Raw genomic sequence first — 21,823 nt, 5'->3', positions numbered from 1 at the left:
CCGTCCGCTGCGACCGACCCTGCGGGGCTGGCTCGGCCGCGGCGGCGGGCAGGCGGTCAATGTCGTCGCCGCCGACGAGTTCCGCGGGACGACGGTGCAGGTCTGCGGGCTGTACCCGTTCTCCGTCGGAACCGGCACCCCGATGATCGGGGTGCCGCTGGGGAAGAACCTCGCCACCGGCGCGTCCGTGTGCTGCGACCCGATCTCCTGGTTCCAGCGGGCGAACTTGCTCTCGAACCCCTCGATGTTCGTGCTCGGTAAGCCGGGACTGGGCAAGTCGTCGCTGACCCGTCGGATGGCCACGGGTCTTGCGGGTTACGGGACGCTGCCGCTGGTGCTCGGGGACCTCAAACCCGACTACGTCGACCTGATCCGAGCTCTGGACGGTCAGGTGATCACGCTCGGCCGCGGTCGGGGCTACCTGAACATCCTCGATCCGGGCGAGGCCCATGCAGCCGCTGCCCGCCTACAGGGCGAGGCCGACCGCCTCAACCGCGCCGCCGCGGCGGCGGTCGGGTCCGCCGCGGCGACGCTCCGTGCTGAGGGGCTGAAGGTCACCCGGCTGGCCGCCCAAGTCCTCGCCGATGCACACGGGCGCCGGCACACGATGATCGCGGCGCTGTTGACGATCCTCAGGGCTGCTCCCCCGACAGACCGGGAGGAGGCGATCGTCGACCGGGCACTGAAGTGGCTGGACGAGCACCACGAGGGCATCCCGGTACTGGCGGACCTCCTCGCCGTGATCCGGCAGGCCCCCGATGAGGTCCGCCAGGTCGCGCTCGACCGCGGCGACCTGAACCGCTACCGGGCAATCACGGAGGACCTCGAGGCGTCGCTGATCGGCCTGACTACCGGCGGGCGCCTGGGCGAGGTGTTCAGCCGGCCCACCACGACGCCGATGCGGCGGGACCGGCCCGTGGTCTACGACGTGTCCTCGATCGACGACTCCGAGTCCGACCTGCAGGCCGCGATCCTGCTGGCCTGCTGGTCCGCCGGATTCGGCACTGTCAACGTCGCCACTGCACTGGCCGATGCGGGACTGGAGCCGCAGCGGCACTACTTCGTGATCCTCGACGAGCTCTGGCGGGCACTGCGCGCCGGCCGCGGCATGGTCGACCGGGTCGACGCCCTCACCCGCCTGAATCGCGCCCGCGGCGTCGGGCTGGCGATGATCTCGCACACTATGTCCGACCTGCTCGCGCTGCCGAGCGAGGAGGACCGGATGAAGGCCCGCGGGTTCGTCGAGCGCGCCGGCATGGTGATCTGCGGGGGCCTGCCAGGGGCGGAGATGCCGCAGCTGACCGCCGCGGTCCCGATGTCGGGCGCCGAGCAGCAGATGCTCGCCTCCTGGCAGGACCCGCCGGCCTGGGATGCAGTTACCGGACACGAAGCCGAACCTCCCGGCCGGGGCAGGTTCCTGATCAAGGTCGGCGGCCGGCCCGGTATCCCCATCCGGGTCGAACTCACCCGAGCGGAGCTCGAGGTCAACGACACCAACAAGCTCTGGCACACCACCTCCCGCGCCGGCCGTCAGAACGCCGCCGCGCCGTCCGATCCGGTCGATGTGGAGGTGCTGCCATGACAGCCCGGAACAACCGACGTCGCGAGCCCGGTCGTGCCGGCGACGACGGGCTGGTGCTGGCGGCCATCGGCCTCGGCGCCTCCGTGGTCGGGACCGTCTGGGTGTCGGTCGCGGTCGGGTCCCGGATCGCGGACGTGAACCGGTCGCTGCCCCGCAGCCCGCTCGACATCGTCGCCGGCTTGATCCGCGGCACGATCACCTGGCCGGCCGCCTCCACGCCGATCGCTGTCGCCTGCGCGACCACGCTGGCGGTTCTGGCCGGCTACATCGGCTGGCTGCGGACACTCGCCCGGCGGGGCCGGACGAACGTGGACCACGCGGCCCGCTACATGGCGCTGCCGAAGCAGCTGACCGGGATGCAGGAGCGTCAGGCCCGCCGTAAGTCCGCCCGCCTCGGCGTCGCCGGGTCGGCTGGGATCCCGATCGGCCGGATGCTGACCGGCGGGCGGATGCTCTACTCCTCCTTCGAGGACATGGTGACCGTTGTCGCTGGCCCCCGGGTCGGGAAGTCGACCTCGCTGGTGATTCCCGCGATCCTCGCCGCGCCCGGCGCTGTGGTTACGACCTCGAACAAGCGCGACGTCCTCGACGCCACCCGTGACCTCCGCGCCGACGCAGGCCCCGTGTGGGTGTTCGACCCGCAGGCCGTCGCTCGGCAAGCCGCCACCTGGTGGTGGGACCCGCTGTCCTACGTCACCGATGACACCCGCGCCGCGAAGCTCGCCCAGTACTTCGCCTCCGGGTCCCGCGCCACCGATGCCAAAACTGACGCGTTCTTCGACTCCGCCGGCCAGAACCTCCTCGCTGGCCTGCTGCTGGCCGCAGCCGTCAGCGGCCGCCCGATCCGGACCGTGTTCACCTGGCTCACCGACCCCACCGAGGAAGAGCCCGTCCGGCTTCTGCGGACGGGCGGCTACCCCGTTATCGCCGACGCCGTCCTCGGCGTGATCCAGTCCACCGACAAGCTCCGCGGGTCGGTCTACTCCACCGGCCAGGAGATGGCGGCCTGCCTGAAGAACACGGCTGTCACTGACTGGGTCAATCCGCGCGGCACGAGCGACCCGCGCCCGCAGTTCGACCCCGACGCCTTCGTGCGTGGTGCCGGCACGCTCTACTCCCTGTCCAAGGAGGGCGCCGGGACCGCCGGCCCCCTCGTCACCGCCCTCACCGCCGCAACTCTCGAGGCCGCGACCGACCTCGCCGACGCCTCCGCCGGCGGACGCCTGCAGGCGCCGCTGGTGGCAATCCTGGATGAGGCCGCCAATGTGTGCCGGTGGCGCGACCTCCCGGACCTGTACTCCCACTTCGGGTCCCGCGGCATCCCGATCATGTCCGTCTTCCAGTCCTGGTCTCAGGGCGTCGCGGTGTTCGGCCGGGAAGGGATGCTGAAGCTCTGGTCCGCCTCCAACGTGTTTCTCTACCTCGGGAGCGTGAAGGAGAACGATTTCCTACAGAACCTCGCCGAGCTCATCGGCGAGTACGACCGGGAGACCACCTCGGCCAGCTACAACCGAGGGGTCCGCTCCACCTCAAGCGCTCTCAAGCGGGAGAAGATCCTCACCGTCGACGAACTCGGCTCGATGCCCCGTGGCCGCGCTGTCATGCTTGCCACCGGTACCCGCGCCGCCCTCCTCCGCACCATCCCCTGGTACGTCGGACCCAAGGAACAGGTCGCCCGGATCCGCGCCTCGATCGCCGCTCACGACCCCGTAGCCGCTCGGCCGGCGATGGCGCCCGGCGCCGAGCCGGCTCGGCCGTCGCCCAGTCCGGCGGCCCCGCGACCAGTGCCGGCGCGGGATGTGCGGTCCATCGTGCAGGTAGGCGACGGGCCGTTGCCGCCCGCCGCGAGTAGTGCCGCCGGTCAGGACGCGGGCGGCCGAGATGACGGATGAGGACCCCTTCGACAGCGTCGACCGCATCACGGGCGAGGTCGACCGGGATCCGCAGGAGCCCGCGGCGTCGTCGCCGACTTCGGAGGAGGAGCCGACCACGTTCTACGGGTCGGCGGACGAGTGGCTGCGCCGGTACTGGCTGTTCAGCTACCGCCGCCGCGTCTCATCCCGAGGCAGCGGAACCGGACGGTGGAAAGCTGACTGGTGGACCGTCGATGAGGCCGTGCAGCGCCTCGAGGCTCTTTGGCGCGCTTGGGAGGTCGCGCGCCTTGATCCCGGTGTGGGAATGAGCAGTTGGTGGCTGAACCATGCGACCCCGCACATGAGCGCGCTTCTGGCCCAGGACGGGCCGTTCGCCGGGGCGACGGACGAGAACGACGTCGGAGCACCACTGCCTTATCAGCGACCTCCGGCGGGCCGATTCGCACCGGACTTCCGATCCGACGGCGACTGGTAGAGGGCGGGTTCAGGCGCGGGCTCGCCCTCTTCCATGTGGCTTCGACGGCCGCGACGGGCGCTAGCGCGACCGATCCGGCCGCTGAGTGCTGCGCGTCCGCGCGGCGGCTTGCCTGGTCGCGGGTACCCCTTGTCGGCGTGTGGAGGCGACCGCGTCGGCGGCCGGCCGGCCCTGCGCGACGTCGGCCCGCATCGCGACGGCGATCGCGTCCTCCGGCACCCCCTGCTCTCGCATCCGTCCGGCGGTGGCTTGCCGCCGCTCGTCGCTGTCGTAGCTGGGTGCCGCGACGGCTGCAGCGGCAGCCGTCGCCGGCGCTGGGGCTGCGGCGGGCGCTTCGTAGCCGACGGCTTTGGGCTGGGGGCCGGCGGCCTGGTCGCGGTGCTGCATCGCCTGTGCTCGGCTGTCCGCGGCCATCGCCCGCAGTTCTTCGGGCGTCGAGAGGTCGGTGCCGCCCTGACCGGCCAGGGTCTCGAACTCGGTGGCTTCCACCTCGAGCTCTGCAGCCCGGTTCATCAAGATCGGATTGGGGTTGCGGTCTATCGCTCCGGTCTCCGGGTCGGTGCTGGTGGTGCCCGGGGTGATGGGGTCGCGGAGATCGGCCACTCGGACGGCCTGGATCGCCTGCGCGACGTCACCGGCGGTGGTGTCGTGGGTCGGTGCCTGCCCGGCGCGGTCCAGCTCGAGGTGAGCCAGCGCCGCGCGGATCTGCTGCGGATCAGCCCCGGGGGCGGCCACGTCGATGCCGTAGCGGTCCCGCACCTGTCGTGCGATGGTCTCAGCCGCGATCGCTGCGTGGGGGTCGTGCTGCTGCCACTGCTGGGCGAGGTCGTGCATGGCCGCGATCTGGGGTACGTCCGCCCTGTCCCACCAGTCGGGTCGCTCGACGGCGGACAGTCGCGCGCCGGCGACGGCCGCCTCGGCGCGGAAGCGGGCGTCGAGCTGGCGGTACTCCTGCTCGGAGCGGCGCTGAGCCTGGACGGCGAGCTCCTGCCGGGCTCGGGCGAGGCGGTCAGCGGCTTGACTAGCGACGGCGATCGCCAGCCGCGCGGCCTGGCCGAGCTCCTCTTCCACGCTCGCGTCTGGATCAGCCATGGCGGGTCACCTTCCGTGTCATCGTTCGGCTTCGTCCCGACGCGACGACACCGGACGGGCAGGAGTCGCCCCCGCCAGATCAGTCGTCGCAGTCGAACCGGTGGGCGCGAGGCGTGCCGGCAGCGGGCCGCCGCGGCCGGCGGCGACTTCCGCACGCTCGTAGACCGCCCGGTCCTGCGGGGACATGGCCGCGAGAAGGTTGCTGCGCTCTTGCACAACGTAGGCATCGCGGACACCGCGCAGCTGCTCCCGCATCGAGGTGGCGAGCTCAGCCGCACGTCGGGCGTCGCCGGCGGCCTGGGCGGCGCGGACGACCGACAGGGTGGTCTGGGCCAGCTGCCGGAACAGCAACGCCTCCGCGGTGGCGTTGCTGCCCTTGGAGGCGTGCGCGGCGATCAGCGCGGCCGCGTTCGCCATCGACGGCATCGCGACAGGACGCGGCCGCGACTCACTCGGTCGCAGCTGCGCTGACCGCGCCAGGGTGCGGGCCGCGTCCGCCAGCGGGCCGGGGGTCGGCTCGAGCCGCCTGGACCAGGCCGCGTAAGCGCCGGCGGTGTCCCGCGCGACGTGCGCCCAAGTCGCATAGTCGTCCGCCGGGACCTGGGCGAGGTAGTCGTGCAGCCGCGTCATCTCCTGCGCGTGCTTGCTGAACAGTGCCGGGTCGAGCTCGGCGGCCTCCCGCCCGGGCGCTGCCGGCTGGTACCGGGCCGGGTTGCGGCGGGTGGCCTGCCACTCCGCTACTGCCGCGCTGGCGGACTCGGGGCGGTCCGGCCAGCCCTTCCGGAGTTCGGGCAGGGATAGGTCCCGTGCCAGCCGCAGTCCCCCGTGCCACACCGGCTGCCGGCCCGCATCCGGCCGCAGCGCCACCGAATAGCCGGTAACCACGTCGTCGCGGCCTGCAGCGAATCTGGGTCGGACCAGCACTCCCTCGCGGCGGAGGCGACGGACGAACTCCCCCTCGTCCAGCGACGCCACGGCGGCGGCCCGCACGGTGCGCTCGAGCCGCTTCGCATCCACCTCCATCGCTCCCCGTCGGGCGGCGGCCTCGCGTGCGGGGCGGGTCTCCTCCCGCTGCGGGAACGCCTTCTCCCGGCCCGGGGTCAGGGGCTTCAACCCGTGTGCCTGCTCGAGCTCTCGGACCGCGGCCATCGCTCGTTGGAAGTCGTTGTGGGTCGAGGCTTTCGTGCCGTCCTCGCGGACCAGCGATACCGCCAGGTGCACGTGATCGTTGCCGGCCGTCGACACCCCGTGCCGGACCGCGACCCACCGACACGGGGCATGCCCGGACGTTTCGGTGAACCCCATCCGGTCCACGAACCCCTGCGCGATCGCACCCCACTGCTCGTCGGTCAGCTGCCCCTCGTCCGCACCGAGGGACAGAGAGCAGTGCCACACCGACGCGTCCACCCGCGCCTTGATCAGCTCCTCCGACGCTGGGTCCGATCGCACCACCAGGCGAGTCACGTCCACCCCGAGCTCGCGGCGGGGCGCGTCCAGATCACCGGCGATGGCGACCGCGGTCGCGCGGTCGAGGGTGTCGTAGCCGTACATCGTCATCACCGCCGAGTCGCCGGCGATCAGGTGCTGCTCGGTGTGCTCGTTCGACCGCCCCGCCCCAGCCAGGTAGGTCATCAGCCCGGCCATGTCGGCCCCGCGCGTCACTTTGGCGATCACGTCCGGTTCACCGCCGCCATCGCCTCGCGGATCTCCGCCACCACGGCCCGGTACTCCGCCAGCACCGAGGTCGCCTCAGCCGGAAACCGCCCCTCCGTGTTGGCGTATCTGGCGATCTGGTTGGCGTTGTTGGCCACCGATGCCATCTGCCGCTGCAGCTTGAACAGCATCACGATCGCCTGTTTGCGCTCCGCGGCCGTCACGATCCCGGCGTCCATCGCGGACTCGAACAGCAGCCGCGCGACCGTGACGTCCCGCACCGCCGCCCGGGACCGCAGAGCCAGGTCCTCCTCCGGGGTGACCTTCACCACGTACCGCTTGGCCCGGCTACCCTCGCCGTCCGCGTTCGCGCGACGCCGACGACCGAACACGGGGCCACGAGCAGCCTCATCGCTCATCCCGCACCCCTTCTTCCGGCCCAGCGCAGCGACCCCACAGCGTGGGGACCACACGCCCAGTGTGCGCCCCGGACCCGCGGAGCGGAAGCCCGAGGGCCGACATAGGGCACCTATGTCTATTGCTTGCTCCCTCATCCTGCTCCCTCCATCCTGATCAACACCACCGGTGAGCGCCGTGGCGCGAACTCCACTTCCACTTCCGCCGGCAGGCTCCCCCTGACCACCTGTGGACGGCACGAGCATGTCCGCTTCGCGCTCGTCCCGCCCACAGGTGGACAGCGGGACCCCACTTGTCCGCCCGCACACCGGTCGCACCGTCACCGAGGCCTGCACCCGATGTGCGAAGAGTGCGACCGGTGCACGGCCTCGTCAGGAGGCGGCCGCTATCGCTGCTCGCGCGAACCCGCGGCCCGGGAGCACGCGCCCGCGCCGCGGTCAGTGCTCTTTCCGAAGCGCCACCAGCCTGTCTCGGGCCGCCGGCGTGACTGGCTCTTTCGCTCGTTCGGTCAGCTCACGCGGAGAGCAGATGCTCGACCGCGTGCTCGGCTGCGGCCATCAGCTCGGTTGGTGCTACCGGGCCGACGAGGTTGTAGAGCACGGCCCCGCTGGCGAGAGTGAGCTCAAGCCACAGGAGAGGGTCGAGCTCGTTCCAGGTGACGTACTCAACGACCGTCTCGATCTGCAGCGGATTGACCCACACGGTGCGGGTCGGGCTGTCGCGGTCGTCGTTCGGGAGGTCGGCGACCGCGAGCTTCAGCAGCAGCATCGGCGGAAGGGATGACGGAGCGACAGGGTGCATGGGGGTGAGCCTGGAGGGCGGCCGCGTCGCTCCGTCGACGCGGCCGCCCTCCACTCGCTGGAACGTCAGTTCCGACCCTGTGGAGGAGCCTCGTTCTCCAGTGCTGCCATCGCGATCGCGAGGGCGCGGTCCTCTTCGATCGCGATCCACTGATTCGCCCGCTTTCGCGCTGGACGCGAGTTCCGGTTCGCGATTACCTCCCGCCATTGCGCCCGCTCGAACGCCCGCTCCTCCAACCGCCACGCCGCTGCTGCGCGGTCCGTCTTCCGCTGCTCCTGCTCCGCGTTGCGGACCTCGCGGCGGATCCGGATACCCAGCCTGTGCGCGGCGCTCGGGTTCTCCAGCCGCAGCCACCAGCGACGGGTGTCTTCGTACTCCGCATCTGTCAGCAGCACGAAACGTGCCTCCGGCAGCAGCAGCGCAGACGGCTCGGTCGCGGGAGTGAGACGTGCGCGCTCGTTCGGGCCGTGCACCAGCGCCGACTCAGCGAAGACGCGAGCACGCTCCGCCGCCCGGAACCGGTCCCGCTCCTGTCGTCGCGCGGCCCGCGCCGCCATCTTTCGGTCCCAGTACCCGACCGACTCCGCGACCACTGCCGTCAGATCACCGCCGCGCTCCGACTCGACCGCCGCGACCAGTTCCGGCGTCGGATCCGCGAAGCCCGCGAAGAACCGATCCGCCTGCAGATCGCTCCAGGTCCGCTTGCCCTGTCCCATGTCCTGCTCCTCCCGTCCAGTGCCTTTCGGCACCAGCCGGGCTCAGCGGCGCGCGCAGGACGCGCAAGGGGCAGGGAGCGAAGTGGACTGCTCACGTGAGTGACGCCGAAGGCGCCCTTGCACGGCCGAGCACGTCGCGCACACTCACCAGCCGAAAGGCCACCCACCGGGTGGCAGTAAGCAGCCGTCGCACCGCAGGTGCGCTCGACCCGCGTCCTTCATCGACCGCCACTATCGCTCTACGCTTCCGCGATGGCCGACGACGAGTTCGATTCCCTCGAGACGCCGCGCTGCCCCCTCCACCCCACGACACGGCTCGTCGTCGCCGGCACGGACGCGGAGGGCAGCGACGCCCGCTGGCAGTGCCCCGTCCCGGATTGCGTCTACTCGCAGCTCGCGTGAGTTAGCGGCTCATGCGGCGCGTCTCACTTCGCCGTCGCCGCAGCTAGAACGTATGTTCTAGTAGTGGGGTCGAATCGGCGGTATGGCGACTCGATCTCGCGACAGAAGGACAACGCTCGTGCGGAGGCGCGCGCCCTGCAGCCCAGCTCCCTTCCCATCGAACTCGTGACGGCTGCGGGCGGTCCGGTGACCCCAGCAGCCTCGCCGCAACCGGTGCACGCGTACGTCGAGGTCGGCGTGACCCTGATCCGAGTCGCCGGGCACGCCATCGCCTGGAACACCCGCTGCGTGCAAGTCCGCTGGGCCGGCACCAACCCCGAGCCCCAGGAGGCATGGGTTTGGGCCTCCGCAGTCACCCGAACAAACTGAGGACCACGCCGCGACGCCAAGTCACACGAGAATGCTCGGGGCAGGTGCAGAAGCGACCAGGAACGGCATGGGCGGCACTGACAGGCAACGTCATGGCCTGGTTCGGCACCGCCGCCTTCCTGCTCAGCCTCGCCGGCGAGCACATCGACGCGCCGCCGGCCAGCCCGCTGCGCTGGCGCATGGCTCCTCGGGCGCGGTGGGCGCCGCTTGCACGACGTCTCACCTCCGAGGAAGTGGGACGAGTCATCTTGTGGCGGGCACCCACGCCGCCACAAGAGAGCGAAGTCAGGGCGCACAAGCCGCACCCGACACAGCACACGGCTCTACGCCCTCATTGGACCACGCATACAGAAAAGCGATTGACACTCCGGCGCCTGTCGGAGGCGCGGTGTACTCTCTCCACGTCGGGCCGGAAGGGGGAATGGTGGCCGAGCTACCAGGTTTTGAGACGTTTACCAAGCGGATGGTCCCGCTCGGGAAGAACCCGTACGTGACAGTGCAGAAGCGAGGCCTCCTGTCCTTCAACAAAGCCGCACACGCCGCGCTCGGAGCTCCAGAGGCGGTTGAGCTTCTCTACAACCCTCAGGCTCGCCTCATCGCCGTTCGGCCAGTTGACGTCGACGTTCCACACGCATACAAGTTCCGCAGCGTGGGAGGGCAGAAGAACGAGGGGGCAACACTGCTCGTAGCAGCGACAGCGTTCACGAACTACTACAACATCCCCACGGAGGTCTCGGTGCGTCGTCCCGTGCGTATTGAGGACGGCGTGCTCTACATCGACCTGAAGGATGAAGGCACCGTCGTAACGAGCAACCGAGCAGCTACCACGAGCAACAGCGGCGACAGCTGACCATGCAGCCGTTCTCGCGAACGCCCTGCGCTAGAGGGAACTACCCGTTGACCTAGTCCCGCACAAAAAGTTCGGCCTGGCTCCCGCGGCAACGGGAGACCAGGCCTACGCCGGCCCGGAGGCGCGGCGAGTGACTACACGAGTCCCTTGCAGCGTATCGAGATCCGCTGAGACGACCAGTCTCATCTCCTCCTCCGGGGCCACCCCAGAGATGGAGGGCCAGTGCCCACCATCGGAGAGGACGGTTCCACCGTCATGATCGAGATCGAGTTCATCCCCGTCGGGGAAGAGACCAACACAGGGGACGCGCTTCTCTGCCACTTCACCCAGCCGGGAACAACCACGGAGCGCGTCGTCGTGATCGACGGCGGGTTCGTCACCACAAGTGACGCGATCGTCAGCCACATAGAGCAGTACTACGGCACCTCGCGAGTCGACCTCATGGTGTGCACGCACCCAGACGCCGACCACATCAACGGCCTGACCGGGGTGATCGAGGCCCTGGACGTGATGACCCTGGTGATTCACCGGCCCTCCGAGCACGGGTACACGAGCGACGACGTCGCCGCCAGCGCGGTGAACGACCTCATCAAGGTGGCCGAGAACAACGGGACGCAGGTGATCACCGACGCCTACGCGGGCAGCACCTTCTTCGACGCGATCACGATCCTTGGCCCCACCAAGGCGTTCTACCTGGAGCAGCTCGAGGCCCAGATGAAGAAGACCGGCGTCCGCGCGGCGGCCGGCCGCGTGCTGGGCGGTCTGCTGGAGGCGATGTCGAAGGCGCTTCGGTCGCGAACGACGGATCCCGGCGAGGGCGACTTCACCGACAACGGTGGCACCACGCCTCGCAACAACAGCAGCATCGTGCTGGACGTGCAGGTGGAGGGGTACCGCGCGATCCTCACCGGGGACGCCGGCGTACCGGCCCTGATCGCGGCGGACGATACCGCGAGCAGCCTGGGCGTCAACGGCTCCTACCCGGACTTCTTCGACGTCCCGCATCACGGCAGCCGGCACAACCTCAACACCGACACCGCGAACCGATTGCTCGGCCCCATCGGCGGCCAGCAGACCGGCACCGCGTTCGTCAGCGTCGGAAAGAAGGCAGAGGACTTCCCCCGCTCGGAGGTCGCCAACGCCCTCAAGCGGCGCGGCTACAGCGTCAGCCCCACCCGTGGTCAGACGATCCGCTGGTCCAGGAACGCCCCCGCCCGCCTCGGCTGGGTGACCCTCACCCCCCTCGGCTGGCTCGAGGTCGACTAGGCCCGTGGACAGCTACTCCCGCACCGCGAGGCTTTACCCCGCCCTGCTGGCGCTGCTTCCAGGGACAGTCGGCATCGTGGTGTTCTTCGATCTCGCGGCGTGGGTGCGCACCGTCGTGCTCGTGGTGGTCGCAGCGGGCTTGCACGTCGCGGTGATGGTGAAGGTCTCCGACGTCGGGCGGGCCCGGCAGGACAGGGTCTGGGCCCGTCTCGGCGGTAATCCGACCGCGCTGCGGATGCGGTGGGCCACCTCGACGGACGACGCCAGGCTGGCCGAGGAGCACCGGCGAGTGCAGGTGATGAGCGGCATCGAGCTACCGACCCGCGGCAGCGAGCAAGCCGACCCCGCTGCGGCAATCCGCACCTACGAGCGAGCCGTGAGACGCCTTCGAGAGAAAACCCGAGACGTGGACAAATATCCTCGGGTGCGGGCGGAGCTGATCGCGTACGGGTTCGCCCGGAACGTGTTTGGACTGCGCCGAGCCGGGATCGCCTTTGCGGCACTAATCGGGATGGCTTCCGCAGTGACCGGCCTGCTGGGGTACGTAGGCTTTCTACAGGTCGACGCTTGGCGGCCGATCGTCGTGAGCCTCTTCGCAGTCGCGTGGATCGGCGTCTGGCTCTTCACCTTCACCGGCGACTACGCGCGGCGCGCGTCCGACAAGTACGCGGCCGCGCTCCTCGATGCCGCTGACCTTCCCGATCGCAGCGCCTAAGCCCTCCGTCTCTGCAAAACAAGTTGCCGGTACCGGTGGACGCCGCCGGTACCGGCAACACCTACTTCCTCACCGCCTAGAGCTGCTCACCTTCCTGCTCGCAACGAGAACGGAGTCGCAGGTGTGCGTGGGCCGTCGATCACCATCGCACTGCGCCTCGATCCCTCCGTCTCGCAATCGATGAGTAGCAAGACACTCCCCCGCGAGACGACAAGGGGCCGCGCCGCGCCGTGCTCGAGCGTCTCGTCACCGTGTCTTGTAGCGGTCTCCCTCCCTCGTCCCTGCAGGAGTCGCTTGCGAGACACTTCGCGAGCTGGCGGATGAGCGTCTCGCATCACATGCTGACGTCGTGATGAGACGACGGCGGCCGGTCGAGCCGGTCGCCCTCGTCGTTCAGTGCTGGATCGCGAGGTGAAGGCTGGCTGTCCGCCTACTCCACCGCAGAGGTCATCGCCGGTACTGGGCTGGGACCTCGTTGACGATTGTGGTGGTGGCAGAGCTCCAGGAGAGCGTGTCGCCGGCCTTGCCGGTACCGTCCGGGAGGTCGCGGGTGGCGACCTCCCGCTCGCCGATCATTTCGCCGGTAGCGGGGTCGATGATCAGGTCCTGCCGGATGCCGTACTTCGGCTCCACGCGACCGATTGCGACGCCGGTGGTGCCGTCGAGGGTGGCGCTGCCCGCCGTAAGGGTCACCCCGGGGATAAGCGCAGCTGCTCGGAAGAGCGCGGCCCGGGTGGACGCGGTGGCGAACCCGGTGTTCAGGGTGTCGGCGATGAACACGAGGGCCTCGCCGTCAGGCGAGTTCCCGGTGCCGAGGGTGACGCGATAGATGTGGTTGAGCAGCACGCGAGGATCGCGCGGCAGCCCGTTCACGTCGGCCGGCGTGGTCTGCTGCTGTCCGCCGAAGAAGTTCGCGGCCTTGCCGTGCAGGATCTGCGGCTTCACCTTGCTACTCATTCGGTCGTCGTACTCAGCGAGCTGCTTAGCGTCTTTGGTGAAGTACTGCCCGGCGGAGCGGCTCGGGTAGCGGACCTGAAACCACTCGTTGTTCGGGTCAGCCGGGATCCAGGTGGTGCGGTCCTCGTGGATCGAGTAGACGCCCTCGATCTTGCCGTTGCCCCCGTCGACCTGGTGCACGCTGCGGAAGACAACCCTCCGGTACTGGCCAGGCCCCACGGTCGGGTCGATCGTACGGATGGTCGTGTCCGCGGCCTTGTTGAGCAGCTCGGCCGCTTGCGCCGTAGCTCCGGGGCGGATGCCAGCGACGCCGATGGTGTCGGTCAGCACGAGTGCGACGGCCAACGCGGCCGCTCCCGCCGTTGTCAGGACAGCCCAGCGCAGTCGGATAGTCCGGCGGCGGCGCGGTGCGATGTGTGCCCGGGTGGCGTGCTCAGCGGCCGCCATCCGCTGCTCGAGCGCCGTGAATGCGTCCGTCGCGGTCTGCCGGCTCGGGTCCGGGGCGCCGGCGTCAAGCCGTCGCAGCAGAGTCAACTCGTCCATGATCAGTCTCCTTGGAAGTGCTGCCGCCCGCGGTCTCGCGGAGGGCCTTTCGTGCTCGGGACAGCCGGGACCACACGGTGCCGACTGGGATGTTGAGGGCGGCTGCGATCTGCTCAGCGGTGAGGTCCGCCCACGCGTGCAGCAGCAGCACGTCGCGGTCACCGTCGGATAGCGCGCGCACGCGGGCGGCGATGCGGCGCACGTCCGCGCTGGCATCGACGCGAGAGGCAACTTGCCCGAGGCCACCGTCGTCGTCCTCCCGCTCGGAGGCACGGGCAAGCGCGTTCAGGTGTCGCGCTTCCCGACGCCGGTGCGCGGCAAGCAGAGTCGTCGCGATGCCGAACAGCCACGGGCGCGCGTCCGAGTAGGCGTGATCGAAGCGGTCACGCCGCTCGAACGCCACCAGGAATGTCTCGGCCATCACCTCATCGGCCGTCTCAGCGCCGGCCCGCCGAGCGACGTACCGGTACACCGCAACGTGGTGTCGGTGGAAGAGGTCACCGAACGCGCGAGGACTGTCCCTCGAGCGCTGGATCACTTCGCTGTCTGTGGTCATACCTGTATTGGTCGCCACAGCGTGAAGCCTTCACGGCCAAGCACCCCCAACTCGAGGGACACGCCCGCCCTCGGACTCGTCGGCCAGAAACCGATCCTCTTCTGGACAGCCGTCGCTTGACAGTCAGAAACTCGTGTCAGCCCGGCAGTGTCCAGAAACTGCTGCCTCATTCTTGACACGGCTTTCTGACACTCGCTCAGACGCTGTTGAGGGCGGAGGTTGAACCGGGTCTTGCAGGTGCCCAGCGCTGGGCGGCGCCTGCCGCGGGCTCGGACTGCGCCGGACGCAGGTGTCCCCTGGCTGGTAGAGGCGGGGTGGTCAGGTCGCGGGGTCCGCGTCGGCGATGGGGCGGCTGCCGGGTGCGGTGGTGAGGATTTGCAGTGCGGCGATGTCGCTGCTCGGTATGGAGGTGGCTGCGGTCACCTGGATGCGGGCTCGCGTGGTGCCAGACCAGGTCGCGGCGCGTTCTGTCGTCCCGGTGCGGCTGCGCACCTGAAGGGTGAAGGTGCCGTTGCGGGGCAGGTTCGCGAGGTCGAGTTCGATCGCGGTGCCCCACGGTTTGGGCTCGAACACCGCACTGCCGGAGACGGCGGTGCGGCCGGTCGCGGTGAAGGTCGCATCCGGGTGCGCTGTGCCGGGGCCGAGCAGCGCGAATACCGTCACCACGGCCGCAACCGCAGCTGCGGCAACGACGGCTATCGCGATGCGGCGTCGACGGGGATGCGCTCGGCGCCGCGACACGGTGTGGATGGGAACGTCCACGCCGGTGGCAGTCGTGGATGCGGTGAGGCGGAGCAGGGCCGGGATCCCGGCGGTAGCGGCGAGTTCGTTCCGGCATCGCGCGCAGCTGGTGAGGTGGTCCTCGAAGCGGGCTCGGTCGTGGCTGGTGAGGCCGCCGAGGACGTAGGCGCCGAGCAGCAGGTGCGGTTCGTCGTCGGTCATCGGGTCACTCCGAGTTCATCGAGGGCGGTGCGGAGGGCTTTGAGTGCGTAGTAGCTGCGGGACTTGACGGTGCCTGCGGGGATCGCGAGCAGGGTCGCGGTCTCGGTGACGGTCCAGCCGTCGTAGAACAGCAGCTGCACGACCGACCGGTGCTCGGGCGTGAGGCGTCCGAGGGCTTCGGTGACCAGGATTGCGGTCAGCGCGGCGTCGAGGTCGTCGCCGGTGGCGGGCAGCTGCTCGAGCTGGTCCGCGGTTGCGGGGGTGTCGTGGTGGTTGCGTCTCCACCGGTCGGTGATCAGTCCGCGGGCGGTGGTCATCAGGTAGGCGCGTGGGTTGCCCGTGTCGTCCAGGCGGTCGAGGTGGTTCCAGACGCGGAGGAAGGTCTCCTGGGTGAGGTCTTCGGCGGTTTGCGCATCGGGGACGTAGCGGCGGACGAAGGCGAGCACCGCGGTGGCATGGGCGTCGTAGAGCCGCCCGAGCCGGTCCGCGGAGCGGTCTGCGGGCTGGTCCGTGGAGCGACCGTCGTGGTCGTCGGCCGCTCCACGGGGGCTCACTCGCCGGCCAGGTGCAGTCGCACCGTCTGGATCCCGCCGACCACGCCCAGAGCGCGCAGATCGGCGGCGTCGATGCGGCCGTCGTGGTTCGCGTCGGGCACCGTGGCGGGGGCGTCGTTGTAGATCCCGTCGTGGTTGCGGTCCTTGATGATCGCGACCGTGAGGGTGGTGTTCACGTTCGAGCCGAGGATCGGGGCCCCGACGATCCAGGTGTCCTGGATCGCGACGAAGTGCTTCTGCGTGTCGATCTGGGAGGTGAGGTTGAACAGGTTCGCCAGGTTCGTGCCGGGACCGGTGAAGCCGGGCAGGGTCGAGTTGGTGGTGGAGCCGAGCACGACCAGGCCGGGCAGGTGCTCATCGGCGCCGGTGGAGAACGCGCCCGGGAACGGGGCGGTGTTGGCGTGCGCGGCAGGCCCGGTGAGCTGCGGGCCGGTGAAGCCGGAGGCCTTCAGGCTCGGGTAGACCGCCACGAGGTCGACCATCCACCCCTTCCCGCCGCTGCCGGCGTTCGAGCCCGGCGTGGGCGTAAGGATCCGCACCCCCACCGGTGCGTGCTTGGGATGGTGGGTGTTGTGGGCGGGGGCGGCCGGGGCGGCCAGCGCGGCCGGGGCGGCCAGCCCGATCAGGGTCAGGGCTGCGGCTCCGCCGAGGAGGGTGCGTCGGGTGCGATTCATGCGGGGGTACTCGCTCTCGTCTTCGGGATCGGGTACCGCTCGTCTCGACGGCACCTACCCAGGTGTACGCAGCCAGCCACGATCCGGTTCACCACCACCCGGACGGGATCGGGCAGCTGCAGCCAGGCCGGCAGTTCCGGGCCGTCCTGTCACGGATCTTCTTCATCATCCTCACGGGAACCTACGTGGGCTGGGCGTTGCTGACCTACGGTCGCGTGGAGTGGGTCGGCTCGATCGCTCTCGGCCTCGTCGCCGTCTTGGCGCTGTTCATCGGCTTCTACCTCAACAGGTCGTTCCGAGCGCAGGGCGGCCCACTCCCGGAGGACCGCCTCGACGCCGCGATCGACGACGGCGACCCTGAACTCGGGCACTTCAGCCCGTGGAGCTGGTGGCCGATCATCCTTGCCGGGTCCGCGACCCTCGGGTTCCTCGGCTTCGCAGTGGGCACATGGATCGCCTTCATCGCGTTCGCGCTGTTCATCGTGGCGATCGTCGGCTGGGTCTACGAGTACTACCGCGGATACTTCGCCCACTGACCTGAGCCGCAAGCACACATCAAGCATTCGCTGGCGGCTCGTTCCCTCCAAGGGAGGAGGGAGCGTCGACTGCAGCTACCTCGCCTGGCCCGTAGCTCATCTCCCCGCCGAGCACACTCCACGAGCTGCTACCGGCTGACCCTCAGCGTCGCGCAGCGGGCTCAAGACTCTGCTCGTCGTGACCGCCCGCGTCGGCGATTGCAGGCGGCCGGGAGTACGGCGACGGCTCAGGTCCCGGATGCCGGAGCGTCTGCACGGCGAACAGCAGCACCCCGAGAGTGATGGCGACGAAGGAGCCCCAGTCGTTGGCCGGGATGTCGAACAGCCGGTCGGAGGTCGGATCGAGGCGGATGGCCTCCAGGCCGGCCCTGGCAATGCCGTACCAGATCAGGTACAGACCGAACACCTTCCCCCACTGCAGCCGGAAGCGGCGTCCGGCGAGCACGAGCAGGCCCGCTCCGATCAGGTTCCAGAGCAGCTCGTAGAGGAACAGCGGCTGGAAGAGGGTGCCTGCTGGGGTGCCGGCTGGGATCGCCGGGTTCGACGCTTCGATCTGCAGCCCCCACGGCAGCGTCGTGGGGAGCCCGAATAGCTCGTGATTGAACCAGTTTCCGAGCCGGCCGACCGCCTGAGCGATCAGTAGGCCAGGTGCCAGCGCATCGGCGAACGTCCACAACCGCACTCCGGCGCGACGGCAGGCGATCCACGCCCCGACCGCGCCGCCGATTAGGCTGCCGTACAGGGCGTTGCCGCCGTCCCAGATCGCGAACACCAGCCACAGGTTCGCCCCGGCATGGAAGTAGTCCCCCGTGTGGGTGAACACGTGGTAGAGCCGGGCGCCGACCAGCCCGAACGGGACCGCCCAGATCGCGGCATCGACCGCGAAGCCCGCTGGCACCCCTCGCGCGGCCAGCCGTCGCCCGGAGATAAGGATCGCGGCGATCATCCCGGTGAGGATGCACAGGGCGTAGGTGTGCACCGTTAGCGGGCCCACCTGGAACGCCGCCCACGCCGACGGCGGGCTCGGTATCGACCAGACGACGGCGTTCATCGAACTGCGTCCTTCCTCTGCCGACCAGGTGCGGCTCGTCTCGACGGTACGCCGCAGCATGATGACTGGGACGTGATGACCGTCAGGACCAGGTCGCCGTCAGCGATGAGAGCGCGCAGCTTCGGCCGCGGTCGCCGTGTCGATCAGGAGGCGCGCGGTCGGGTCGAGCGCGGCTGAGGACCATACTGCCGTGAAGGGCCGGTGGAGTTCGGGTCCGTCGACTCGTGTCCTGGCGAGGTGCCCGGCGGCGAGGTCGTCCTCGACGGCACGGATCGACAGCACGGCGGGTGCGACTCCGGAGCGCGCTGCGGCCCTGATCGCGGATGCGGTGGTCAGCTCCGCCGCGGGCACGCTCAAACTTCGTCCCTCGCGCGTCAGCCAGGCCTCCAGCGTCGCTCGTGTTCCCGAGCCGTGCTCGCGGATCACGAGCGGAGTGCTCGCCAGCTGTTCCGGCGAGATGGTTCGCCCGCCCCACGGATGATCCGGTGCGGTCACGACCTCGAGCTCATCGCCGCCGACCTGCACGGAGTGCAGGTCCTGCGGGACCTCAGGACGTTCGATGAACCCCACCGTGGCCGCTCCTCGACGCACCAGCTCCACGACCTCGGCGCTGTTGCCGGAGAGCAGCCGAACTCGGACTGAGGGACTGGTCGCACGCAGCGTCTGCAGCCATCCCGGCAGCGGGTACTCCGCGATCGTCTGCGAGGCCGCGATGACGATGGAGGCGTCGTGGTTGCGGAGCGCTTCGAGTGAGGTCTCCGCACGCCGCGCCGCCTCGAGCACCGGCATGGCCCACTCCAGCACCATGCCGCCGTGCTCGGTGAGGGTGGCCCCGGTCACGGCTCGGGCGACGAGACGCACGCCGAGGGCCTGCTCGGCGCGAGCAAGCCGAGCCGACGCCGCCTGCTGGGTGATGCCCATCGCCCCCGCCGCGGCGGTGACGGTGCCGAGGTCGGCGACCTGCTCGAGCAGCTCGAACGTGACGAGATCCACGAGCCCGTCCACGAACCGACGACGTTCCACAAGGAGACATTGTGCTCCCCCAATGAACGGCCCGTATCGCGCGAGTGGATTGGGGAGCACAGTGATCGGATGCCGACTTCGACACTCGCTCACCCGAACACGGGCGCGGACGCCGCGCCCGGGCGTCGGTTCTTCCAGCAGTTGGAGCATCCCGGGCAGATCGTCTCGAATCTCACCCCGAACTGGTTCGCCTCGATCATGGGCACGGGCATCGTGGCGAACGCCGCGGCGAGCCTGCCGCTGCAGTTCCCGGGCCTGCGCACCGGCGCGACGATCGTGTGGGCGATCGCCGCCGTCCTGCTGGTCGCCCTCACGATCGCTACGGTGCTGCACTGGGTCCGCTACCGGGCGACCGCGAGTCGGCACCACTTGAACCCGCTGATCTCGCACTTCTACGGCGCTCCCCCGATGGCGATCCTCACCGTCGGGGCCGGGACCCTGCTGCTCGGCAAGGACTGGATCGGCCTGCCCGCCGCCGTCGGCATCGACTGGGTCCTCTGGACCATCGGCACCATCCTCGGACTGGGCAGCGCAGTCCTCGTCCCGTACCTCGCCTTCACCCGGCACGAGAACAAGCCCGACGCGGCTTTCGGGGGCTGGCTCATGCCCATCGTCCCGCCCATGGTGTCCGCCTCCACCGGCGCGCTGCTGCTCCCGTACGCCGCCGCCGGACAGGCGCGGGAGACGCTGCTCTGGGCCTGCTACGGCATGTTCGGCCTCAGCCTGCTCACCTCGATCGTCGTCATCACCCTGATCTGGAACCGGCTCTCGCAGCACAAGATCGGCGCCGCTGCGATGGTCCCGACGCTCTGGATCGTGCTGGGCCCGGTCGGACAGTCGATCACCGCCGTGAACCTCCTCGCCGGCAACGCCGCCATCGCGGTCGGCGCCTCAATGGCCCACGGGCTGCTGGTCGTCGCGCTCGTCTACGGCTTCGCGATGCTCGGCTTCGCCCTGCTCTGGACCACCATCGCCGGCCTGATCACGATCCGCACCGCCCGCGAGCACCTGCCCTTCAGCCTCACCTGGTGGTCCTTCACCTTCCCCGTCGGCACCGTCGTCACCGGCCTCAACGGCCTCGCCCTCCACTCCGGCCTGGTCGCCGTGCAGGTCCTCGCCGTCACCTACTACGTGGGCCTCGTCGCCGCATGGCTCACCGTCGCAACCCGCACCTTCCACGGCTCCGTCATCCGCGGCACCCTCCTCGCCCCACCCAAGGCGGCATGACCGGGTCGGTGGCGTCGGGGCAGATCCAGGAGTTGAATCACCTCGCCGTCCGCTGGCGCACATCACCGGACGGGATGGCACGGTTCGTCCCGGGGTTCGACCCCGACTCGGGAGGGACGGCCAGCACAGTGCTCCTGCTGATGGAGTCGCCGGGCCCGTCGACCATCGCGATGCGAGAGCGCGCCGTCTGCTCGGAGGACAACCCGGGCCCCACCGCAGCCGCGCTGCGCCGTGCCAGAACTGAGGCTCGGCTTGCCCGTGAGGCCACGCTCCGCTGGAACCTCATCCCGTGGGCGCTGCCAGGCCGACCGACTCGCGGAGACGTGGAAGCGGGCCGGATCGCACTCGGCGAACTGCTGACCTACCTCCCACAGCTGCGCGCCATCGTGACCTTCGGCACGATCGCGCTCGACGGCGTCATGCGTCACCTCACCCTCGACGAGGACGCCGTGCTAGTCCCTGTCATCGCAGTACCGCACCCCTCCCCCGCCAACGGCGCACACCGAAGCGAGCAACACCGCCGCGCTGTGCAAGCGCTGCGCCTAGCACGTAGAGCAACGGGGCCCGCCGCGCTCTGACCCGGCAGGAACCCTCGAGCCGGCCCGCAGCGACCCCAGCAGAACGCATCTCTCGGACAAGGATCCGAACACACAGCGGAGCCGGACAGCTCGACGTTGTGCCCGGACAAGCAAGACGCCGTATCGGTTCGACTCCCGCGGCGGAAAAGTCGACCGTACGCCCGCGGCGACCGCGGAGGAGACCGAGTGCCTCGGAAGGAGCTCACCTCATGCGAGTGAACATCGTGCTGTTCGGCGTGCTCGGCATGTTCTTTGTTGTCCTGACCGGCGCCTACACGCTCTGGAACCTCACCACTTACGGCCGCATCGAATGGGTGGGCTCCGTCGCCTTCGCCCTGTTGGTCGCCATGTGCGCGCTCATCGGATTCTTCCTCGCGCGATCCGCCCGGAACCAGGGCGGAAGCCTGCCTGAAGACCGCCCCGAGGCCACGATCGATGACGGTGATCCGGAGCTGGGTTTCTTCAGCCCCTACAGCTGGTGGCCCCTCGTCCTCGCCACATCAGCGGCCCTCGCCTTCGCCGGTCTCGCAATCGGGATCTGGCTCTTCGCCATCGCTGTCGCGGTGTTCCTCATCGCGATCGTCGGCTGGGTCTACGAGTACTACCGCGGCTACCACGCCCGATGAAGCGGCCGTCCACACAAAGGAGCACTATGCGACACCACGAGCGAGCACCGATCCACTTCCCCGTTATGGCCGGCGCCGAAGACGCGGCGCGCGCCGACCAGATCGCGGGCATCGCCGAGCAGGTATGGGGTGATACCGCAATCACCCACCATGACGTCGAACCGCTCCTCCGTCAGTGGCTCGCCCTAAGGCACCTCGAGTGCACCGACGAGGAATTCGCCTCACTCTGCACCGCCGCGCGTGATGAGGTCGCAGCATCCGGCGGCAGCACACCGACCGCCCATCCGGTCATCCATCGCGTCTTCGACCGGGTCCAGGCGCTCGAGCAACTCACGTGAACCACC

At 69.7% G+C, this 21,823-nt stretch carries 24 protein-coding genes; 12 read left to right on the top strand and 12 right to left on the bottom strand.

The window, feature by feature from the left end:
* The first annotated feature begins 142 nt into the window (after positions 1-142).
* From ABEA53_RS15245 to ABEA53_RS15235, 3 genes are read left to right on the top strand one after another with little or no spacing between them, the layout of a single operon-like run.
* Positions 143-1,582, top strand: coding sequence for an ATP/GTP-binding protein (locus ABEA53_RS15245; RefSeq protein WP_486303792.1), 1,440 nt, complete (start codon positions 143-145; stop codon positions 1,580-1,582).
* Positions 1,583-1,635: 53 nt separating this feature from the next.
* Positions 1,636-3,474 (top strand): type IV secretory system conjugative DNA transfer family protein, encoded by a 1,839-nt coding sequence (locus tag ABEA53_RS15240; RefSeq protein ID WP_345482162.1) that lies wholly within the window; start codon positions 1,636-1,638, stop codon positions 3,472-3,474.
* A complete protein-coding gene (locus ABEA53_RS15235) occupies positions 3,464-3,931 on the top strand; it encodes a DUF4913 domain-containing protein (protein WP_345482160.1) in 468 nt (155 codons plus the stop codon). Before ABEA53_RS15240 ends, ABEA53_RS15235 begins: the two co-directional genes overlap by 11 nt.
* A 60-nt stretch (positions 3,932-3,991) precedes the next feature.
* Here ABEA53_RS15235 and ABEA53_RS15230 read toward each other — a convergent pair whose 3' ends face one another.
* The 5 genes from ABEA53_RS15230 to ABEA53_RS15210 all read right to left on the bottom strand — a co-directional run bounded on the left by ABEA53_RS15230 (position 3,992) and on the right by ABEA53_RS15210 (position 8,610).
* On the bottom strand, positions 3,992-5,002 hold the full coding sequence (locus ABEA53_RS15230; RefSeq protein WP_345482159.1) for a hypothetical protein: 1,011 nt from the start codon (positions 5,000-5,002) through the stop codon (positions 3,992-3,994).
* A gap of 39 nt (positions 5,003-5,041) precedes the next feature.
* On the bottom strand, positions 5,042-6,697 hold the full coding sequence (locus ABEA53_RS15225; RefSeq protein ID WP_345482158.1) for a relaxase/mobilization nuclease domain-containing protein: 1,656 nt from the start codon (positions 6,695-6,697) through the stop codon (positions 5,042-5,044).
* Complete coding sequence (locus tag ABEA53_RS15220) at positions 6,694-7,095, bottom strand: plasmid mobilization protein (RefSeq protein ID WP_425550638.1); 402 nt, start codon at positions 7,093-7,095, stop codon at positions 6,694-6,696. Before ABEA53_RS15220 ends, ABEA53_RS15225 begins: the two co-directional genes overlap by 4 nt.
* Positions 7,096-7,606: 511 nt before the next feature.
* Complete coding sequence (locus ABEA53_RS15215; RefSeq protein ID WP_345482156.1) at positions 7,607-7,861, bottom strand: hypothetical protein; 255 nt, start codon at positions 7,859-7,861, stop codon at positions 7,607-7,609.
* A 98-nt stretch (positions 7,862-7,959) separates the two neighbouring features.
* Positions 7,960-8,610, bottom strand: a complete 651-nt coding sequence (locus ABEA53_RS15210) for a hypothetical protein (RefSeq protein WP_345482155.1) — start codon at positions 8,608-8,610, stop codon at positions 7,960-7,962.
* Between the two features lie 252 nt (positions 8,611-8,862).
* Between ABEA53_RS15210 and ABEA53_RS15205 the strand changes: the two genes are divergently transcribed.
* The 4 genes from ABEA53_RS15205 to ABEA53_RS15190 all read left to right on the top strand — a co-directional run bounded on the left by ABEA53_RS15205 (position 8,863) and on the right by ABEA53_RS15190 (position 12,212).
* Positions 8,863-9,012: a hypothetical protein gene (locus ABEA53_RS15205; protein WP_345482154.1), complete on the top strand. Its 150-nt coding sequence runs from the start codon at positions 8,863-8,865 to the stop codon at positions 9,010-9,012.
* A 757-nt stretch (positions 9,013-9,769) separates the two neighbouring features.
* Positions 9,770-10,231: a hypothetical protein gene (locus ABEA53_RS15200; RefSeq protein ID WP_345482153.1), complete on the top strand. Its 462-nt coding sequence runs from the start codon at positions 9,770-9,772 to the stop codon at positions 10,229-10,231.
* Between the two features lie 255 nt (positions 10,232-10,486).
* Entirely contained in the window at positions 10,487-11,497 is a 1,011-nt protein-coding gene (locus ABEA53_RS15195) for a ComEC/Rec2 family competence protein (RefSeq protein WP_345482152.1), read from the top strand.
* A gap of 4 nt (positions 11,498-11,501) precedes the next feature.
* On the top strand, positions 11,502-12,212 hold the full coding sequence (locus tag ABEA53_RS15190; protein ID WP_345482151.1) for a hypothetical protein: 711 nt from the start codon (positions 11,502-11,504) through the stop codon (positions 12,210-12,212).
* Between the two features lie 447 nt (positions 12,213-12,659).
* Here the strand turns inward: ABEA53_RS15190 and ABEA53_RS15185 are convergent, their stop codons facing one another.
* The 5 genes from ABEA53_RS15185 to ABEA53_RS15165 all read right to left on the bottom strand — a co-directional run bounded on the left by ABEA53_RS15185 (position 12,660) and on the right by ABEA53_RS15165 (position 16,438).
* Complete coding sequence (locus ABEA53_RS15185; RefSeq protein WP_345482150.1) at positions 12,660-13,712, bottom strand: CU044_5270 family protein; 1,053 nt, start codon at positions 13,710-13,712, stop codon at positions 12,660-12,662.
* Positions 13,681-14,268: an RNA polymerase sigma factor gene (locus ABEA53_RS15180; RefSeq protein WP_345482149.1), complete on the bottom strand. Its 588-nt coding sequence runs from the start codon at positions 14,266-14,268 to the stop codon at positions 13,681-13,683. The genes ABEA53_RS15185 and ABEA53_RS15180 overlap by 32 nt, the downstream gene beginning before the upstream one ends.
* A 318-nt stretch (positions 14,269-14,586) precedes the next feature.
* Complete coding sequence (locus ABEA53_RS15175) at positions 14,587-15,210, bottom strand: anti-sigma factor family protein (RefSeq protein WP_345482148.1); 624 nt, start codon at positions 15,208-15,210, stop codon at positions 14,587-14,589.
* Complete coding sequence (locus tag ABEA53_RS15170; RefSeq protein ID WP_345482146.1) at positions 15,207-15,764, bottom strand: sigma-70 family RNA polymerase sigma factor; 558 nt, start codon at positions 15,762-15,764, stop codon at positions 15,207-15,209. Before ABEA53_RS15170 ends, ABEA53_RS15175 begins: the two co-directional genes overlap by 4 nt.
* Positions 15,761-16,438, bottom strand: a complete 678-nt coding sequence (locus tag ABEA53_RS15165; protein ID WP_345482145.1) for a hypothetical protein — start codon at positions 16,436-16,438, stop codon at positions 15,761-15,763. The genes ABEA53_RS15170 and ABEA53_RS15165 overlap by 4 nt, the downstream gene beginning before the upstream one ends.
* A 116-nt stretch (positions 16,439-16,554) precedes the next feature.
* On the opposite strand from ABEA53_RS15165, the gene ABEA53_RS15160 reads away from it, so the two are divergent.
* Positions 16,555-16,974 carry a cytochrome c oxidase subunit 4 gene (locus ABEA53_RS15160; RefSeq protein WP_425550639.1) on the top strand — a complete coding sequence of 140 codons (420 nt, stop codon included), beginning with the start codon at positions 16,555-16,557 and terminating at the stop codon, positions 16,972-16,974.
* 142 nt (positions 16,975-17,116) lie between these two features.
* Here ABEA53_RS15160 and lgt read toward each other — a convergent pair whose 3' ends face one another.
* Positions 17,117-18,025, bottom strand: coding sequence for a prolipoprotein diacylglyceryl transferase (lgt, locus tag ABEA53_RS15155; protein ID WP_345482144.1), 909 nt, complete (start codon positions 18,023-18,025; stop codon positions 17,117-17,119).
* A 99-nt stretch (positions 18,026-18,124) separates the two neighbouring features.
* Positions 18,125-19,048 (bottom strand): LysR family transcriptional regulator, encoded by a 924-nt coding sequence (locus tag ABEA53_RS15150; protein ID WP_345482143.1) that lies wholly within the window; start codon positions 19,046-19,048, stop codon positions 18,125-18,127.
* 69 nt (positions 19,049-19,117) lie between these two features.
* Between ABEA53_RS15150 and ABEA53_RS15145 the strand changes: the two genes are divergently transcribed.
* The 4 genes from ABEA53_RS15145 (at position 19,118) to ABEA53_RS15130 (ending at position 21,817) form a co-directional block, all read left to right on the top strand.
* On the top strand, positions 19,118-20,275 hold the full coding sequence (locus ABEA53_RS15145; RefSeq protein WP_345482142.1) for a TDT family transporter: 1,158 nt from the start codon (positions 19,118-19,120) through the stop codon (positions 20,273-20,275).
* Positions 20,272-20,853: a uracil-DNA glycosylase family protein gene (locus ABEA53_RS15140; protein WP_345482141.1), complete on the top strand. Its 582-nt coding sequence runs from the start codon at positions 20,272-20,274 to the stop codon at positions 20,851-20,853. Before ABEA53_RS15145 ends, ABEA53_RS15140 begins: the two co-directional genes overlap by 4 nt.
* Before the next feature lie 209 nt (positions 20,854-21,062).
* Complete coding sequence (locus ABEA53_RS15135) at positions 21,063-21,479, top strand: cytochrome c oxidase subunit 4 (RefSeq protein ID WP_345482140.1); 417 nt, start codon at positions 21,063-21,065, stop codon at positions 21,477-21,479.
* A gap of 26 nt (positions 21,480-21,505) precedes the next feature.
* The gene (locus tag ABEA53_RS15130) at positions 21,506-21,817 is read left to right on the top strand and encodes a hypothetical protein (protein ID WP_345482139.1); all 312 of its coding nucleotides are present in this window, start codon (positions 21,506-21,508) and stop codon (positions 21,815-21,817) included.
* Positions 21,818-21,823: the final 6 nt, after the last annotated feature.

The sequence above is a fragment of the Amnibacterium soli genome (assembly GCF_039544415.1).
Lineage (GTDB): Bacteria > Actinomycetota > Actinomycetes > Actinomycetales > Microbacteriaceae > Amnibacterium > Amnibacterium soli.
Note: the sequence above shows the minus strand (reverse complement) of the source record. Positions and strands in the feature narration are given on the sequence as shown.